This window comes from Rhizobacter sp., from assembly GCA_021153565.1.
Taxonomy (GTDB): Bacteria; Pseudomonadota; Gammaproteobacteria; order Burkholderiales; family Burkholderiaceae_C; genus Albitalea.
This window is the reverse complement of sequence record JAJKJU010000285.1, coordinates 1-14,903: the sequence shown is the minus strand read 5'-3', so window position 1 is coordinate 14,903 and position 14,903 is coordinate 1. Positions and strand designations below refer to the sequence as shown.

Genomic DNA, 14,903 nt, shown 5'->3' with positions numbered 1-14,903 from the left:
TTGCGCGGCAGCAAGTAGCCGCCGCGCAGAACCAGGGCGTGATGCGCCGTCTCCAGGGTGTGCGCCAGCAAGCCGCCGACATTGGCGTGATGATGCGATTCGGACGCAGGCATCAACTGCACGAACTCCGCATAACGCTGGACCGCCGGCAGCAGATCTCGCTCGAACACTGTCTTGGCCAGGCGCGAGTGACGCGCCAGGTGTTGGAGCAACTGATCGGCTCCGGTGACTTGCAGCAGCTGCTGATGGGTGAGCACGGCCAGATGTCCCGGGGCTTGGCCACCGATGTTGATCGTGGGCGCCGGTTCAGCCGGCAACTCGACCACCACAGATTCCGCACCTGGTACACGACGCGTGAACGTGATCTGGGGCAGCAGGTGAATCCAACGGGGGTTGGACGACAGTTGCAGCCACACTGCCACCGATAGCAGTAGTACGGCAAGGATCAGCAGCAACTCGAGCACGGATGGCGTTGCCTCAGTACAGTGGCACGAACGTTTGCATTACCGAGAGCGGTCCCGAATCGAATCCGATCTTGGTCCACTCCCACGCATGGGCTGAATCTGTTGGGTTGAACCACGGCGTTGCAACCGTCAGCCGCCGCGCCCCGATCTCAGGGTGTCGTGGGGTTGCGGCGCGGCAGCACAAAGCGCAGGTAGCCGGCGACGAGCCAGTTGCGTAACGCTTGCGAGTCCACATGCATGGGCGGCAGGTGCTGGGTGCGCAGCTCGTGCGCGCCATCCGGCTTGTTTTGGAGAAACTCCCAGAAGGGCACGGCGGGCTCACCCAACGGTTTCCATGGTTTGCCGACGGCTGCGCCCTGCACATCCATCCACTGGGCATGCCAGTGCAAGAAGGGCTGCTCCTCGATGTCCTTGATGATGTCGCTGACGATGACACGCACATTGGTGCGACGACGCACGATGCTCGCGAATACGCGTGCGGTACCGAGCATCGGATCGTCGTGGGGCGGCAGGTACTGTTCAAAACCATCGTAGAGGCGCAACCAATCCAGAACCGTCCAGCTCCACTCTTGAAGGTCCAGGGTCTTGAGGGCCTGGTTGATGCCGAAGATTGCAGCTTGCCGATCCGCGGGGTCGCGGACCGGGCGGTTTGCCGCGGAGAGGGGGTTCACCGCGCGAATCATGCGTCAACGATGCCCGAGTTGCCGTCCTAAACCCTTCGGCACGTGCCGGGAGTTTCGGCTTGCTTGGGCTGCAGAATCGATGTAGTGCGGGGTTGGCCGGCGCTGCTGGCTGTGACCGTCGTATCGGTCGCTTCTCAGGCCGCGACGTAGCACGCGCTTCACGTCGGCTGGCGAACTCAAAGTCACGGCCACGACCGATCCTTCGTTGAAGACGATCGACCGTCGCTTCAAGACTGTGTGCTGTCGCTGGATTTTGGTCGCCGAATGTCGGCGGCTGCAGAAAGCAGGCCTTGGCAATTTTTTGGGTGAATGGCTGGTCCACCTCAACAACTGTCGTTCGCGGGTGGTAACTGACGGGCGAGCGACCAGCGCGGCTGAACGACGGCATCAGCACGCGGCGACCTGACGCTGCCGACCCATACCGGCCCGTCGACCCGCTCCAAAGTTGCACGACGGCGGGTCCAGATTCGTCACGTTTCGCATCTACGAAGCGGTCGTTCGTGGCCTCCGGCGGTCGGTCAGAAGCGGACTCGCACCAGACCCGGGGGCTGCTGGCGGAGGTTGAGCTCCAGGTGATGTTGGCTGCCCCTTGTATTGCACAATGCCCGCCTTTGCACTCCTTCGACACCTATGGCACGACACTTTGCCGCAGCACTCGCCCTGTGCGCGCTTCTGGCTGCCTGCGCCAGCGCGCCTCCTCGGCCTGAGCCGGTGCTGCGCAACGACCTGGATGGAGTGCAGCAACAGCTTGGTGCCTACATCAGGCATGAGCTCGCGCAGCGAAAACTGGCCGGATTCAGCATTGCACTGGTCGATGATCAGCGCATCGTCTGGGCCGACGGCTTCGGTTGGGCTGATGCTGCTGCACGGGTGCCCGCGTCAGCGCAAACGCGTTACCGCGTCGGCTCGATCAGCAAGCTGTTCACCGATACGGCCGCAATGCAGTTGGTTGCGCAAGGGACGCTGGATCTGGACGCCCCCGTGCAACGCACGCTTCCATGGTTCCGCATTGGCAGCGCCTGGCCGCAGGCAGGCGACATCACGCTGCGGCAGTTGATGACGCACCATGCAGGCCTGCCTCGGGACATGGCTGGTGGCATGTGGCTGCAGGAGGCTCCTGCGCCATCGCGCGACTTTCGCGCGATGCTTCATTCCCTGGCCGACTACCAGGTCGACGCACCCCCCGGGCAGATGCTGATGTATTCGAACGTCGGCCTCGATCTGGTCGGCGCGATGATCGAGGCCGCCTCCGGCGAATCCTTCGAGCAGCGCCTGCAGAGTGCGGTGCTCGCACCACTAGGCCTGCGCGACGCACGGTTCAGTGCCGCCGTCCCCGACGAACCCGGCATGGCACGTGGCCACTACCAGGGCGAGCTGCAGCGCGAGCCCGCCTTGCGTGACGTGCCGGCTGGCGGCCTCAACGCCAGCGTCACCGATCTCGGTCGCTTCCTGATGATGCAGTTCGCCAACGGTCGCAACGCGACGGGAGACGTCGTGCTGCCGGCCGAGCAGCAGGCGGCGATGCTCGAACGCCAGTACGCCGACCTGCCGCTGGACGCAGACATGCGAGTCGGCCTGGGGTGGATGCTGACGACATTCGGCACCGACACCGTGCACGGAGGCGGCCCGGTAGCCCACCACGGCGGCGCCACCATGTACTTCCGCAGCCAACTGATGCTGCTGCCGCAGCACAAGCTCGGGGTCGTGGTCGCCTCGAACGATGGCGCCGCCGGCGACTCCGTCAACCGCGTCGCGCAGCGCGCGCTCGCGCTGCTGCTGGAGGCGCGCACGGGCATCCGGCAGACGGAACACGTACCCGGTTTCGTTCCGGTGGCGCAAGCTTGGCCGCCCGAGCAGTGGCAGACCGTGCGAACGGCCTGCGCCGCCGGCGACTATATGACCCTGGCCGGTCCTATCTCCATGGTTCCCGATGGCGAGCATCTGAGCGTATATGCCGGCGGGCGCCGGCTCGAACTGCGCGAGGGCGAGGCCGGTCGCTTCGGCCTGCGATACCGCCTGGGCGGCCTCCTTCCGATCGAACTCGGACCGTTGTCGAAAATGGGTTTCGAATGTCGTCAGGTCCAGGGACGGCAGGTCTTGATTGCCGTGCTGGACGGCGAGCGTATGGTCGCTGGCGAAAAGCTGCCCGCGGCGTCGCTGCCACCGTACGTCGCGGGCTGGACGGGCAAGTACAAGCCACGGCTGGCAGAAGGCGACCCGGCGGCAATTTCCACGGTGGACGAGGTTCGCTTGCACCAGTCCGAGGGCCGACTTTGGGTGCAGTACAAGCTGCACCGGGCCTTTGGCGGAGGAGCACAGGTGGCACTGTTGCAGCCTCTGTCGGAGACGGCTGCGCGCGTGGTCGGCCCGTTGGCTGATGCGGGTCCACTGCTGCAGATAGAACATCGCGACGGCGAGTCGCCACGCGTGCGCTTCTCGGGTTGGACTTTCGACCGTGTCGGCGATTAGCATTAGCGTGCCGCCCACACAACTGGGCGAGCGTCGCGTCGAGGTAAGACTTGTGCGACACCTGCCGTTGCGCAGGTGATGGCGCTCAGCACAAGTTTGGACTTCGGGCTTCCCCGCATCGCCACCTCGTCGTGTCTTACACGTTACGCAACTGATCGGCACGGTCGCAAACAGGTCAAGGTTCTGCGCATCTACGACGCGGAGCCTTCATCAAGATGGTCTTCGTCGCGCCTTGGCCTTCCCGGCTCGATCCCACGGCGGCTCGGCGCCGCCGAAGCGCTCGGCGAGGAAATCCACCAGCAGCCGCAGCGCAAGAGGCTGGTGGATCGCCGAACGTGGTGCTACGACGCGGCGCCGCTGGTCAAGGCCGCGAAGGCGAGCCCGCTCGAGACCACATCGCCGAGACGCGAACTCTCATGCGGCGCCTGGGATCGGCGCGGCAATCTGGTCGGCGCTGTGTCCGATGGGCTCGGCGCCTATCGGCGTGGGCGCCACCGTTGATGATGTGCATTTTCGGAAGCGCCAGCCGGGGTTCCGCGCCCAGAGCAAGTTGGCGATACAGCGGCTGGCCAGACACCAGCTGGCGGCTCGTGTACGCGTCTTCGTTGACTTCGTTGCGTTGTCGCTCAATCCAGCCGGCTGGGCCAACGCTTTAGAAGCACTGTCTAACCGTGAACGGCTGCTTTGCGGCATTTGGTCGTGCGGCACCTTGTGGCCGGGTCGGGCCAAAGTTAGGCCCAGGTACGTCGCCGTAAAGCTGCCTTTCGCCGGTTCGCTGAGGCAGGATTTTCGAGCGCGTTGGCGATGACGGCTTGTGGCCGGCTGAAGTAGTTCGGCCGCGCGCAGCATAGCGGCCCTTTCGGTCATCCTTTCGCCGGCGAGGCCTGGACTCAGGGGGGCACGCGTCAGCCGGGGCAAGCCAAGCTAGGGCGCCCGCCCGACCGACCTCATTCCGTCAGATCATCCGTGCTCAGCTCCAACAAAGTACGAGACAACAGTCTGAGACACAGTCTGAGACAGAGGCTGTCTTCCATAGTGCAAATCCACGGCCCGCGCGATGAAGACTGAGACACCGGACTGCTCAACCTGTCGCTTGCTTTCGATTTATGCGCAGCGCGAGCAAAGCGCGCTTACTGAGGGGCAATGGCTTCGGACGCTTGACAAACGCCGTGAGCCAACTCGCGAACTCCTCGTCCGGCGGGATCAAGTTATCGGCTTTCGCAGGAGAGAAATCCACCTCAGTCACTTGTGGCGCTGCCTTGCTGCCGAGTCGCCCTTTGTACTTGCCAACGAGCTCGTCACCATGTTCTTTCAGATCAATGCACAGTAGGTATGTGAAGTAGATCAAACAGTCTGCGTGAAGGACCATGGCATCGATCGTGGTCGAGTAGATTTCGTCGAGTTCGCCGTCGCCTGATGGAAGGCCGAAGTAGCGTGCCATGAACGCTCTATCGCGTGGTGCTCCCTCCGCTCGGAACGCTTTGATCTGCTCGTTGCGATTCGACATTGATTCGCGCAGGGCGGCGGCCGACTCGCTGATTGATACAGCGAGGTTCAGCGGGCGTCCCACGACTGAAAGACGATCCAGAACGTGCGCTTGGAGCGTGTCTGTCGGTGGGCTGGGAATCGGAAGGTATCTCAAATCGACCCTGAGCTCGTACGGCGCATTCCCCTGAATCCCCCCAGTCCTTCGCTTGCGCTCGTACTCGACTAGCGCGTTCTTGTCGCGCACAAACGCTTCCTTCAGCGAACGCAGATGCTGCCGCTTGATAGCCATCACCGAGTTGCTGATTGCAAAGGACAGCGAGATGGCGGCATTCGTGTCGCGTATCTCTTCAACCATGTCATCGCGAAATCGATTGCGATCAGCGGTGCCCTGAGCGGTCTTCGCGCCGAAGAATGCGCCGGCGAGGGCGACGAGGGCCGAGCTGAACAGGTTCGAAGCAAAGAACTGCTTTAGGGCGAGCCATGCAGCCATCAAATCCCACATGCGATCTCCTCAAAATGGTGCGGGAGAGTATGCCGAAGGTGCCCGCGCATGCAGCCACTGACAGGCAGCCCGGCAATAGCCGCGCAGATCCACCCACTGGCAAGAGGGGGCTCGGGAGAGCTGCTGCCGCGCGCCTTCGTAATCGACTTGGCCGTCGCTCAAGGGTTCAGCATCCAAGCGGTCCGGGCAGGCCCAGCGCATTCAATCTCTGCTGACGGAACGACGGCTTCCAGAGTGAGCTTGAACGGCCGGTTGTGGCCGACACTAGGCGCCCGGGTGTCGTCAGCTCAGTCCGATGCGATCAACGATCCGACCGCTCGACGACAACCTCGCTGATCTGGACCACCGGTGCGATGTCAGTGTAGTTGTTGGCGATGCCGCCCCCGGTGCTCCTGCGAGGCGGCCAGGTAACCTTCGGCCGAGTCACAGATGAACGCACACATCGCCACGAAGGCTGGCGGTGAACCGGGCTCCCTACCCGCCAGGCCTTTTGCTTTGACGTCGCCGAAGCAGACGCACGCGTGTGACACCTCATGGCCGACTGGTGCCGTTCGCATGTCGACGCGGCAACGGGCCAGGTTTGCCTCACCTGCCCGATGTGACTGCGTTGCTTGCCAGGAATTCCGAGATCGCGTCGACGACGCCAGGCGCGAGGGGCAGTCCAGGATCGGCGTATGTCGCGATATTTGACCGCGGGTCATCCGAGGTGACGGACTTGAGCACATGGTTCACATCGGGAAGGAGTACGAGACTCGCTCGTCGACCAGCCTGTTTGAGCACCCGGGCATCTGCCTCGTTGACCTGAAGATCACGTTGCCCCTGAAGCACGAGTACCGGTTTGGCAATGCCCGAAATAAGGCGGGTCGGGTCATAGGAAAATGCGCTGATCAGGAACCCCTGCACCGCGGGATTGAAAAGCACCTGCAGTGCCGGATGCATGTCTTTCGTGTCGACCCGTCGACTCTGTTCCAGCGCGTCGATCGCTGACAGCGCCTGGCCCAACAAAGGCGCATTGGCCGGGTTAGCCTTGAGCTGGTTGCGCAAGACTTCGCCCATCGGTCTGCCAGCGGTCGCGGCCAGAATGAACCCGCATTCGCCTTGCAGATCTTTCGCCGAGGCCAATGCGACCAGGCCGCCCTCGCTATGCCCCAGAACCCACACGCAGGGCGCGTGAGTCTCGCTCCTGAGAATGGTCACCCAGGACTGCACGTCATCGACATAGTCGCCGATGGTGACCGCATTGGCGTCTTTCGCCGCCGCGGCGCTCGCGAACATGCCGCGCTTGTCGATACGCAGCGTTGCCACGCCGTGCGACGCGAGTCCTTCGGCAAGAAGTCGGTAGGTCGATGCCTTCACGCCGAGCAGGTTGTTGCCGTCGCGGTCCGTCGGCCCCGAGCCCGGGACGATGAGAACGACCGCGCTTGGATTCGAGTTCGGGACGAGCAAGGTCCCTTTGAGAGTGCCCGTGCGCCCTGGCACTTCTAGGAAGGTCTCCGAGAAGGCAGCCTGCGCCGACGCCGAACTGGCCAGCAGGCAGGCGCCTGACAGAACAATGCTTGACGCAAACTTCATGCGTTGCCCAATTGGAAAGTCGACCGGACACCGAGAATACCGCGCATTGGCACGGGCACGGTGCCCCCGCAGTGGGCCACCAGGCCGCGAGTGTTTAGTTCTCAGCCGCGCCTGTAAGCTGTCGCTCGCATCGAGATGCCTCGCCACGCCAAGGGCAGCTTTATGCAAGCTCGGCGAATTCACAGTCGCGGCCAAACGCGGCCGCTCGATTCGGCCGATCGAACAACAGCAGCGCAGCGTGTGCCGTCGCTCGTGATCGGCCTCCGAACTCACGGTCTCGGCTCCCTTCCGGTCATTCAGGAACGTACGCGAATGCGGGACCAACGACCGGTCTCAAGGTACTGCTGACACAGCGAGTCGCTGTTGCGCGGGCGATGCCATCCGACGTCGAGGCCGATCAAATGTCTGCTGCTCAGGCCGGCGACCTCACACTTCCGACCCTGAGTTGCCGCTCGACTCGTCGAATTCATCGCCGAAAAGCGGTCGCGGCGGAAGCTGCTCGCCCGAGTGCTGCGGCCAATTGCGCGCCAGAAGCACAATCACGGCCATGCGCTCACACCTCGTCCTCACGGTCGTCACCCTGGCAGGCTTGCTCACCGCTTGCGCTCAGACTCCAGACAACGCTGCCGCCCACTTGGCCGCACCGGTTGCGATCGACACGATGGTGCCCGGCGCAATGGCTCAGGTCCATGCCAAAGGCATGGCGGTCGCCGTGATAGACGCCGGACGAGTGGTCTACGTTCGCGCGTTCGGTCGTCGCAACGAGGCCGGCGAACCGTTGCGCGACGACACGGTGATGGTGGCCGCCTCGCTGACCAAGCCGGTATTCGCATACCTCGTCATGCAACTCGCCGACGAAGGGCGCATCGATCTCGACGCACCGATTTCACGCTACCTGACGCAGCCGCTGCCAAGCTATCCGCCGCAGCGACCGTACCCGGTGTGGAACGACCTTTTCGGTGACGAGCGGTGGCGTGCGATCACGCCGCGCATGCTGCTCAGTCACCGCTCGGGCCTACCCAACGTGCCCGCGCTCGAACCGGATGGAAAGCTTCGCCTGCACTTCGATCCGGGTGCACGCTTCGCCTATTCTGGCGCTGGCATCAACCTGTTGCAGTTTGTGCTCGAGCGCGGGCTCGGACTGGATGTCGATGCCGAATTGCGCCGCCGCGTCTTTCAGCGCTTCGAGATGCGCCATACCAGCCTGACGTGGCAGCAGGGCAGTGCCGACAACCAGGCCGACGGCTACACGTCGACGGGGGAACCGCGCCCGCATCCGCGCCGACAGCGCGCCGCAGCGGCTAGTTCGATGGACACCACCGTCGAGGACTATGCGCGCTTCGTCGCGGGCTTCGTGCTCGGCGAGGGGTTGTCGGCTACGTCGCGCAGCGCTATGACCTCACCGCAAGGACCGATCACCACCGCGACGGAATTCCCGACCTTTCAGGCTGAGGTGCCGACGGAGCGTCGCCGAACGCATCTTGCTGCCGGTCTGGGCTTGGTCGTATTCGACGGTCCGCAAGGGCCAGGTTTCTTCAAAGGCGGCCACGAGGACTACGCGGGTAACACGTGGGTCTGCCTCGCGCGGTCGGCTCGCTGCGTCGTGCTGCTTTCCAACGATGTCCGCGCCGAGAAGGCGTTTCCTGGGATCGTGGCATCGATCCTCGGCGAAACCGGTGCACCCTGGCACTGGGAATATGGGCCTTGACTCGCGCGAGCCAGGCTTTTCTGCCTGACACGAGCCAGTCTGGCCGTCGAAAAGCCGCCGCACGCGACCGGTAGGTGATTGGCCGCGAGTGTGAATTCCGCGAGGTCGCTGATACCTGTCCTTGGTGGGAGACGCACTCGATGCGAAGGGCAGCTGACCGGCGCGGCTGCGAACTCACACCCGCGGCCATCTGCTGACGTTCAAGCCGGCCGACCGAACAGCAGGACCAGACTGTCTGCAGACGTTGGAGTTTGGCCGCCGAATGTCGGCAGCTGCAGAAAGCAGGCCTTGGCAATTTTTTGGGCTTATGGCTGGTTCACCTCAACAGCTGTCGTTCGCGGGTGGTAGCCGACGGCCGAGCGACCAGCGCGGCTGAACGACGGCATCAGCACGCGGCGAACTGCCGCTGCCGACCCATGAGCGACAGTCACTGCTTCGAAATCACCGTCCGGAAGCCGCCGATCGGACCCGCAATCGGGCACCCGGCGGCGGCCCGCAGCAGAGAGCACGAAGCGTCAATGACACATCAAGGCGATGTAAGCGCAGAGCCGAGCCTTAGACCTTGCAGGCTGACGTCGAGAACTTTGCGTCCAAGCCAGTGGCCGGCAACCCTTGAACCACGTCAATCGAACGGTCAGGTCAGTCGCGCGGTCGGCTGATCGGCCTGATCCTGGGAAAGGCGCCCTCTCGAGCGCCGTTCGCGTTTTCTTTCCTCGCCCATTGAGGCGCGAGGCAATCGATCACATCAGATCGGCAGGCACCTTGCCGCCGTTGGCCGCCAGCTTGGCCATCACCTGCTTCTGCAGCCAGATGTTCATCGTCGCCGAATCGCTGGTGTCGCCCGCGTAGTGCAGTTCAGCAGCCAGCGTCTTGCGTGCCGCCAGGCTGCTGTCGAGGTCGAGGAGTTTCATCAGGTCGACGATCGACGTGCGCCAGTTCAGCTTTTCCGCGTGGCCGGCGGCGCGTTCGCCGAGGATCTTCTCCACGTCCACCTCGGAGAGAACCGCAGCGGCAGGCGCCACGGCGGGGGTCGCGCTGGCCGTTGCGGGGGGCGGTGCCGTTGCAACAACCGCGGGGTGTGACGAGGGAAAGATCTTGGCGAGGATGCTGCTGAAGATGCTCATGGCAATTCCATTCATGGAGATGAGGTGGGAGGACTCGAGCGCGCAGGTCGGCGCGTCGCACTCGAGCTGGTGACGCCGTGCAAATCAGCGTTTCATTCGCTGGGCGATCTGGCCGAGCGCAATGGCCAGTGCCGTGCCGCCGAGGACCTTGACCACATCGGGATGTTGGGCGTAATAGGCGCCGACACGGTCCAGCACGCCGGGGTCGCTTTGCCGGGCGGCTTCGGCGATCTCCCGGACCTGAGCATCGCTGACCTGCGTTGCGCCGGATTCCGGGGTCGGGGCACTGACCGCTGCTGTTCGCCCCTGCATGAAACGGCCCAGCGCGCCACCGGCGATGGTGGCGAGGATCCCCGGGCCGATGGCGCCGGCGAGTTGCGCTAACAGCCCGGCCTTCTGCTGCGGATCGGATTGGCCGAACAGGCTGGCGGTCATCTGGCCGAAGTCCGGCGTGCGGTCGGACCGAAAGGCTTCGGCGATGCCATTGCCCAGAGCGTCGGCGGGCACCTGGGCGGCGACTTCATCGAAATCCTGATGCGTGTCGGTCGGCCGGGCGATATAGGAATTCAAGACGTCCATGAGGCTCATGCCGAGCTCCGATCTGGTGGGGCTGTCTGTCGACAGCGGAACGGCTGTCCGCCAGCGAGGGCGGACGCCGGCTGGGGATCAGGCGGCCCTGCCGCGCCTGAAGAAATTGACGATGGCGAGGAGGAGGATGGCCCCCAGCAGCGAAACGCCCAGACCGGCAATGCTGAAGTCGTTGCTGTTAATTGTGCCGGTGCCTAACAGCGGGGCTAGGAACCAACCGCCGAGCATGGCGCCGATGACACCGACGACGATGTTCAGGAACATGCCCTGCTGCGCGTTGGTTTTCATGATGATGCTGGCGATCCAGCCGATCAAGCCACCGACGACGAGCCAGATAATGAAGTTCATGCCGATCTCGCTACTGCGTTAAGGTGGATGTACGGTAAGTGGCGGCCGCGAAAGTCTCGTAGGAGACGACGCCGAATGCGCGTCATCGAATCGCCTGAGATGGTGCGAGTCAGCGTCGTGGTCGGCTCTGGCATCGAATCGCGTGCAGTGGCTCCGGCGCGCCGATGGCGCCAGCGACCGGAATGCATTGGCAGCCCGGCCGGCCCAGGTTTCGTGCCATCGAACGACCGCTGCAGAAGCGGGGCATTCAGCAAGGCCGGCTCCTCGCGGCCGTCCGTCGGTGGTCCATGAGCGCCCAGCTCAGAGTGCCACGGCGCGGCAACGAACGGCCGCGGGTCTTCGCCGCCTGCCGTTTCCCGGGTCCTCAGGCGCTGCGAACCGTTACGGCTCGCAACAGCGTAAGGCTGCCGTCGCGGTTCCTCAAGCGCCGAACGCGAAGCGACTTCTTCCACTTCCGCAACAAGTCGCGGTCGACCAGCCTGATGCCACGGGATGAAGCTGTCTGTTCTGTAACCCGCATAGAACACAGATTGCGCAAGTTCAGACCACGGGCTGCACCAGGTCGCGGCGGATTGCGTAGCGCACCATGCCTGCGACGTCGCGCAGTGGGGCGCGACAATGATCTTGTCCGGCCATGCTGGTGGACGCCGTCCAGCGCAGGACCAGGCGCTGCCTGATCTGGTACCGGTGTGTACCCAGCCCTGTTCGCCAGCCCTTGGGCGACCACCGTGCGGTCGCTTCCGGCGCCAACCCGACGAGATGAGATGCCGGGAAGCTGCCTTTAGCCACCGTCAGCTCATGGCCGGCAGTGTGAGTACGGGGCAGCGCCAGGAAGCTGACTTTCGATGCATGGGCTTGGCTCGCCAAGGGCGGCTGTCAGCGAAGCCCGGGAACTCCACTGCCGGCCATGAACAGTCGATCGCCACGGTCAGCTATCGGAACAGTCAGTACGCGGACCGGCGGCTGGTCAGCCATTGAATGGTGCGAGAGCATTACCCAGGTCGGCCTGAAGGTCTGCCACCGGCTCGATACCTACCGACAGTCGGACCAGGCCATCGGCTATGCCCATCTCGGCGCGACGTTCGGCGCCGAGCTCCCAGAAGATCGTCTGCGCCACCGGAATCGCCAGCGTACGGTTGTCGCTCAGGTGGCTGGACAGGATGATCAGCCGCAGCCGGTCCAATACGGCCAACGGGTCGATGCCATGTTTCAGCTCGAAACTCAGCAGCGAGCCGAAGCGGCCGCCGAACAGTCCGGCCGCGCGCGCATGCTGCGGGTGGCTGGCCAAGCCCGGGTAGTACACCCGAGCCACGCCGGCTTGCTGTTCCAGCCACTGCGCCAGCACTCGTGCGTTGGCGTTGGTCGTGCCGATGCGCAGTTCCAGCGTCTCCAGTCCGGTGGCGATGCGGTGCGCGTCCTCGGGCCGCAACGTGGCACCGAAGTCGCGCAGGCCGCGTTTCTTGATTTGCAACAGGCCCCACCCAGCCGGGTCTCCAATGCGGAAGGGCTCAGCAATGTGTGGCCAGCGTGTCCAGTCGAACAGTCCAGTGTCGATGACCGCGCCGCCCATCGCATCGCCGTGACCCGACAGGCCCTTGGTCAGCGAATGCACTATCAGGCCCGCGCCGACGTCACGTGCGCGCAGCAGGGCCGGTGTCGTCATTGTGTTGTCGACGACATAGAGCAAGCCACGCTCGGCGCACAAGCGGCCGATGCCGGCTAGGTCGGGCACCTGCGTGCCGGGGTTGGCAATGGTCTCGACAAAGACCAGCCGCGTCGACTGGCGCAACGCTGCCTCCACGCTGCCCGCCTCTGCGGCATCGACGAAGTCGACGTCGATGCCGAGGCCTTGCACTGTCTGCAACAGGCTGCGCGTGTTGCCAAACAGGTGCCGACTGACTACCAAATGGTCGCCCGCCTTGAGCAGCGCGAGCAAGATGCCGGCGATGGCCGCCATGCCGGTGGAAAAGCCCGCCGCAGCGCGGCTCCCTTCTAACAACGCCAGCTTGCCTTCAAGCGCGCCGCCGGTGGGGTTGCCCTGGCGCGCGTAGACGAAGCCCGGATTGGCACCCTGGAACACCGCCACCAGCTCGGCCGCCGTGGCGTATCCAAAGGTGGCGGAGATGTGCAGCGGCTTGTGCAGTGCCCCATGCTCGACGCCGGCCCGGCGATCGGCGTGCAGTAAGCGGCTCAAATCGGATTCGGCATTGGGGGGATGGGCTTCGGCAGTCATGGCCGCAATTGTCGCGCCCGCGTCGGCTGTTCGGTCCGCGGCGGCACACATCTTCGGCATCGCATGCCCGGTTCAACGGCACCTGTCAGCAAACTCCGCGAACGGGTAGTCTCGGGATCGGCGCGCGTGAACATACGGCAGTTGCAGTCGGCACGCCCGACAACTCCGGGAGCTGCGATGACATCGAACGTGGAAGACCATCCGTACCGGGAATTCGAACGTGCCGGATGGGCACGCGCGACGTCGTGCTATGCAGATTCGTTCGAGACAATCACCCGCCTATTCGCCGGGCAACTGCTTGAAGCCATTGGCGCCCGGCCGCAGACGAAGGTTCTCGATGTCGCGTGTGGAAGTGCATACATGACGGCAATGGCTGCAGCAACGGGCGCGCAGGTCGAGGGAGTCGACTTTTCACCCAACATGGTCGAGGAAGCATAGAGACGTTATCCGGCATTGCCGTTCCGGCAGGCGGACGCCGAGGCTCTGCCCTTCGCCGACAACACATTCAACGCCATCGCCATTGGCTTTGGTGCCCACCACTTTCCGTGTCCCGTCCGGGCCCTGGTCGAAGCGCGCAGAGTGTTGCGCCCCGGGGGTCGGTTGGGCTTCACGGTCTGGGCATCCTTTGACGAGCACATGATCCAGAAGGTCGTGGTCGACGCCGTTCGCGAGACTGACAACCCGGTAGCCGCTCTTCCAGTGCCGCCTGCAGGCGAGATCAACGACATCGGGACATGCGTGCGCCTCTTGCGCGAAGCGGGGTTCAGCTCACCCGCGCCACGCGCCGAGAAGCTCGAGTCGCGTGCATCCATCGAATCGGCCCGCCAGTTGATCGATCTCCTGACCGATGGCACCGTGCGAATGTCCGCCGTCATTCAGATCGCAACCGGCCAACAAAGCGGCGGCGCTCATCGCGGCGGTCGAGTCCGCAATAGGACGCTATCAGGAAGACGGCGTATTCAAGATCCCGGCGGCAGCCATATTGGCTGTCGGCGTCAAGGCGTAGCCGTCGCCAATTGTTCGGTGGAGTGCGGCGGGTCGCCCTGCGATGTCGGCTTTCTGCCGCTGAATCTCAGATGTCATGTGACTCCTTTGGGTCGGATGCGTGAGTTCCGACGCTGTCGGCAGCGGTCATTGGGCCATCCAGACTGCAGGTCGAGTGCGGGCGATGTCGGCAGGACCTCCGACACCGGCCATTGGCGAAGCTTCAAGACGTGGAGCCCATTGACCGCAATGGAACCGAGACCGTGAGTTGGGCGCCCCTGGGCGAGCGACCGGTAACGCTGCTTGCCATTGGCCGTCTCATCTCGAACCTCAGTAACGAGTCGGACAGCGACGACCACGGGCTTGAACAGCAGTCGCTGGCCATTGCACACGGAGGATCTGTCGTACGGGGCATCCGAGACCCATGTCTTCCTGGATGCTGCCCATGGGCCGAGTTGGTCGATTTCGAGCAACGGAGTTGCGAGTCATTGATGTCGAAGCCCACTCCGCGCTCGGAGAAGGGGATAGCACTTCTTCAGTGCGGAAGTGGATCAAGCTCGTAACAACCCGCTGCTTGGAATGCTCGGGCACGACATGGGCCCCACTTCACGCAATCCAGCGTTCAGGCGAAAGCGAGGCCGCGGCAGCGACACCGCACGGAACCGACTCCGGTCACGCGTTTGGAACAGGTGCGCTTTGTTGGGTGCGGTCGCCCTGCGCATATGCGGCGAGGCGCTCCA

General features: G+C 64.0%; 13 protein-coding genes and 1 pseudogene. 4 read left to right on the top strand and 10 right to left on the bottom strand.

Going from position 1 to position 14,903, the window contains the following annotated elements; genetic code table 11:
• Both AC30NL_RS18065 and AC30NL_RS18060 read right to left on the bottom strand, forming a co-directional pair.
• Positions 1 to 464, bottom strand: a 464-nt coding sequence (locus tag AC30NL_RS18065) for a TraI domain-containing protein (protein WP_489465374.1), incomplete at its 3' end; no start/stop codon positions are given.
• Between the two features lie 149 nt (positions 465 to 613).
• The gene (locus AC30NL_RS18060; RefSeq protein ID WP_489465373.1) at positions 614 to 1,147 is read right to left on the bottom strand and encodes a hypothetical protein; all 534 of its coding nucleotides are present in this window, start codon (positions 1,145 to 1,147) and stop codon (positions 614 to 616) included.
• A 630-nt stretch (positions 1,148 to 1,777) separates the two neighbouring features.
• On the opposite strand from AC30NL_RS18060, the gene AC30NL_RS18055 reads away from it, so the two are divergent.
• Together AC30NL_RS18055 and AC30NL_RS18050 are read left to right on the top strand one after the other, a co-directional pair.
• On the top strand, positions 1,778 to 3,616 hold the full coding sequence (locus tag AC30NL_RS18055; RefSeq protein WP_489465372.1) for a serine hydrolase domain-containing protein: 1,839 nt from the start codon (positions 1,778 to 1,780) through the stop codon (positions 3,614 to 3,616).
• 78 nt (positions 3,617 to 3,694) lie between these two features.
• Positions 3,695 to 4,117, top strand: a complete 423-nt coding sequence (locus tag AC30NL_RS18050) for a hypothetical protein (protein WP_489465371.1) — start codon at positions 3,695 to 3,697, stop codon at positions 4,115 to 4,117.
• Positions 4,118 to 4,697: 580 nt separating this feature from the next.
• Here AC30NL_RS18050 and AC30NL_RS18045 read toward each other — a convergent pair.
• From AC30NL_RS18045 to AC30NL_RS18035, 3 genes are all read right to left on the bottom strand, one after another.
• Positions 4,698 to 5,606, bottom strand: coding sequence for a hypothetical protein (locus AC30NL_RS18045; protein ID WP_489465370.1), 909 nt, complete (start codon positions 5,604 to 5,606; stop codon positions 4,698 to 4,700).
• A gap of 585 nt (positions 5,607 to 6,191) precedes the next feature.
• Entirely contained in the window at positions 6,192 to 7,178 is a 987-nt protein-coding gene (locus AC30NL_RS18040) for an alpha/beta hydrolase (RefSeq protein WP_489465369.1), read from the bottom strand.
• A gap of 426 nt (positions 7,179 to 7,604) precedes the next feature.
• Positions 7,605 to 7,727 (bottom strand): hypothetical protein, encoded by a 123-nt coding sequence (locus AC30NL_RS18035; RefSeq protein WP_489465368.1) that lies wholly within the window; start codon positions 7,725 to 7,727, stop codon positions 7,605 to 7,607.
• Between AC30NL_RS18035 and AC30NL_RS18030 the strand changes: the two genes are divergently transcribed.
• Positions 7,726 to 8,886 carry a serine hydrolase domain-containing protein gene (locus AC30NL_RS18030; RefSeq protein ID WP_489465367.1) on the top strand — a complete coding sequence of 387 codons (1,161 nt, stop codon included), beginning with the start codon at positions 7,726 to 7,728 and terminating at the stop codon, positions 8,884 to 8,886. The genes AC30NL_RS18035 and AC30NL_RS18030 overlap by 2 nt on opposite strands.
• 740 nt (positions 8,887 to 9,626) lie before the next feature.
• Here AC30NL_RS18030 and AC30NL_RS18025 read toward each other — a convergent pair.
• From AC30NL_RS18025 to AC30NL_RS18005, 5 genes are all read right to left on the bottom strand, one after another.
• Positions 9,627 to 10,010, bottom strand: a complete 384-nt coding sequence (locus AC30NL_RS18025) for a DUF3597 domain-containing protein (RefSeq protein ID WP_489465366.1) — start codon at positions 10,008 to 10,010, stop codon at positions 9,627 to 9,629.
• A gap of 84 nt (positions 10,011 to 10,094) precedes the next feature.
• Positions 10,095 to 10,598, bottom strand: coding sequence for a hypothetical protein (locus tag AC30NL_RS18020; protein WP_489465365.1), 504 nt, complete (start codon positions 10,596 to 10,598; stop codon positions 10,095 to 10,097).
• 78 nt (positions 10,599 to 10,676) lie between these two features.
• Positions 10,677 to 10,946 carry a GlsB/YeaQ/YmgE family stress response membrane protein gene (locus AC30NL_RS18015; protein WP_489465364.1) on the bottom strand — a complete coding sequence of 90 codons (270 nt, stop codon included), beginning with the start codon at positions 10,944 to 10,946 and terminating at the stop codon, positions 10,677 to 10,679.
• Positions 10,947 to 11,486: 540 nt separating this feature from the next.
• Positions 11,487 to 11,813, bottom strand: coding sequence for a hypothetical protein (locus tag AC30NL_RS18010; RefSeq protein WP_489465363.1), 327 nt, complete (start codon positions 11,811 to 11,813; stop codon positions 11,487 to 11,489).
• A gap of 100 nt (positions 11,814 to 11,913) precedes the next feature.
• On the bottom strand, positions 11,914 to 13,179 hold the full coding sequence (locus tag AC30NL_RS18005; RefSeq protein WP_489465362.1) for a cystathionine gamma-synthase family protein: 1,266 nt from the start codon (positions 13,177 to 13,179) through the stop codon (positions 11,914 to 11,916).
• Between AC30NL_RS18005 and AC30NL_RS18000 the strand changes: the two are divergent.
• Positions 13,162 to 14,430, top strand: a pseudogene (locus AC30NL_RS18000) (class I SAM-dependent methyltransferase). The gene AC30NL_RS18005 and the pseudogene AC30NL_RS18000 overlap by 18 nt on opposite strands.
• The last annotated feature ends 473 nt before the right edge of the window (positions 14,431 to 14,903 follow it).

Excerpts from the sequence above, each read along its gene's own strand:
- AC30NL_RS18060 (WP_489465373.1), bottom strand. The coding sequence starts at position 1,147 with ATGATTCGCGCGGTGAACCCCCTCTCCGCGGCAAACCGCCCGGTCCGC.
- AC30NL_RS18020 (WP_489465365.1), bottom strand. The coding sequence starts at position 10,598 with ATGAGCCTCATGGACGTCTTGAATTCCTATATCGCCCGGCCGACCGAC.
- AC30NL_RS18025 (WP_489465366.1), bottom strand. The coding sequence starts at position 10,010 with ATGAGCATCTTCAGCAGCATCCTCGCCAAGATCTTTCCCTCGTCACAC.
- AC30NL_RS18055 (WP_489465372.1), top strand. The coding sequence starts at position 1,778 with ATGGCACGACACTTTGCCGCAGCACTCGCCCTGTGCGCGCTTCTGGCT.
- AC30NL_RS18040 (WP_489465369.1), bottom strand. The coding sequence starts at position 7,178 with ATGAAGTTTGCGTCAAGCATTGTTCTGTCAGGCGCCTGCCTGCTGGCC.
- AC30NL_RS18005 (WP_489465362.1), bottom strand. The coding sequence starts at position 13,179 with ATGACTGCCGAAGCCCATCCCCCCAATGCCGAATCCGATTTGAGCCGC.
- AC30NL_RS18030 (WP_489465367.1), top strand. The coding sequence starts at position 7,726 with ATGCGCTCACACCTCGTCCTCACGGTCGTCACCCTGGCAGGCTTGCTC.
- AC30NL_RS18045 (WP_489465370.1), bottom strand. The coding sequence starts at position 5,606 with ATGTGGGATTTGATGGCTGCATGGCTCGCCCTAAAGCAGTTCTTTGCT.
- AC30NL_RS18035 (WP_489465368.1), bottom strand. The coding sequence starts at position 7,727 with ATGGCCGTGATTGTGCTTCTGGCGCGCAATTGGCCGCAGCACTCGGGC.
- AC30NL_RS18015 (WP_489465364.1), bottom strand. The coding sequence starts at position 10,946 with ATGAACTTCATTATCTGGCTCGTCGTCGGTGGCTTGATCGGCTGGATC.
- AC30NL_RS18050 (WP_489465371.1), top strand. The coding sequence starts at position 3,695 with ATGGCGCTCAGCACAAGTTTGGACTTCGGGCTTCCCCGCATCGCCACC.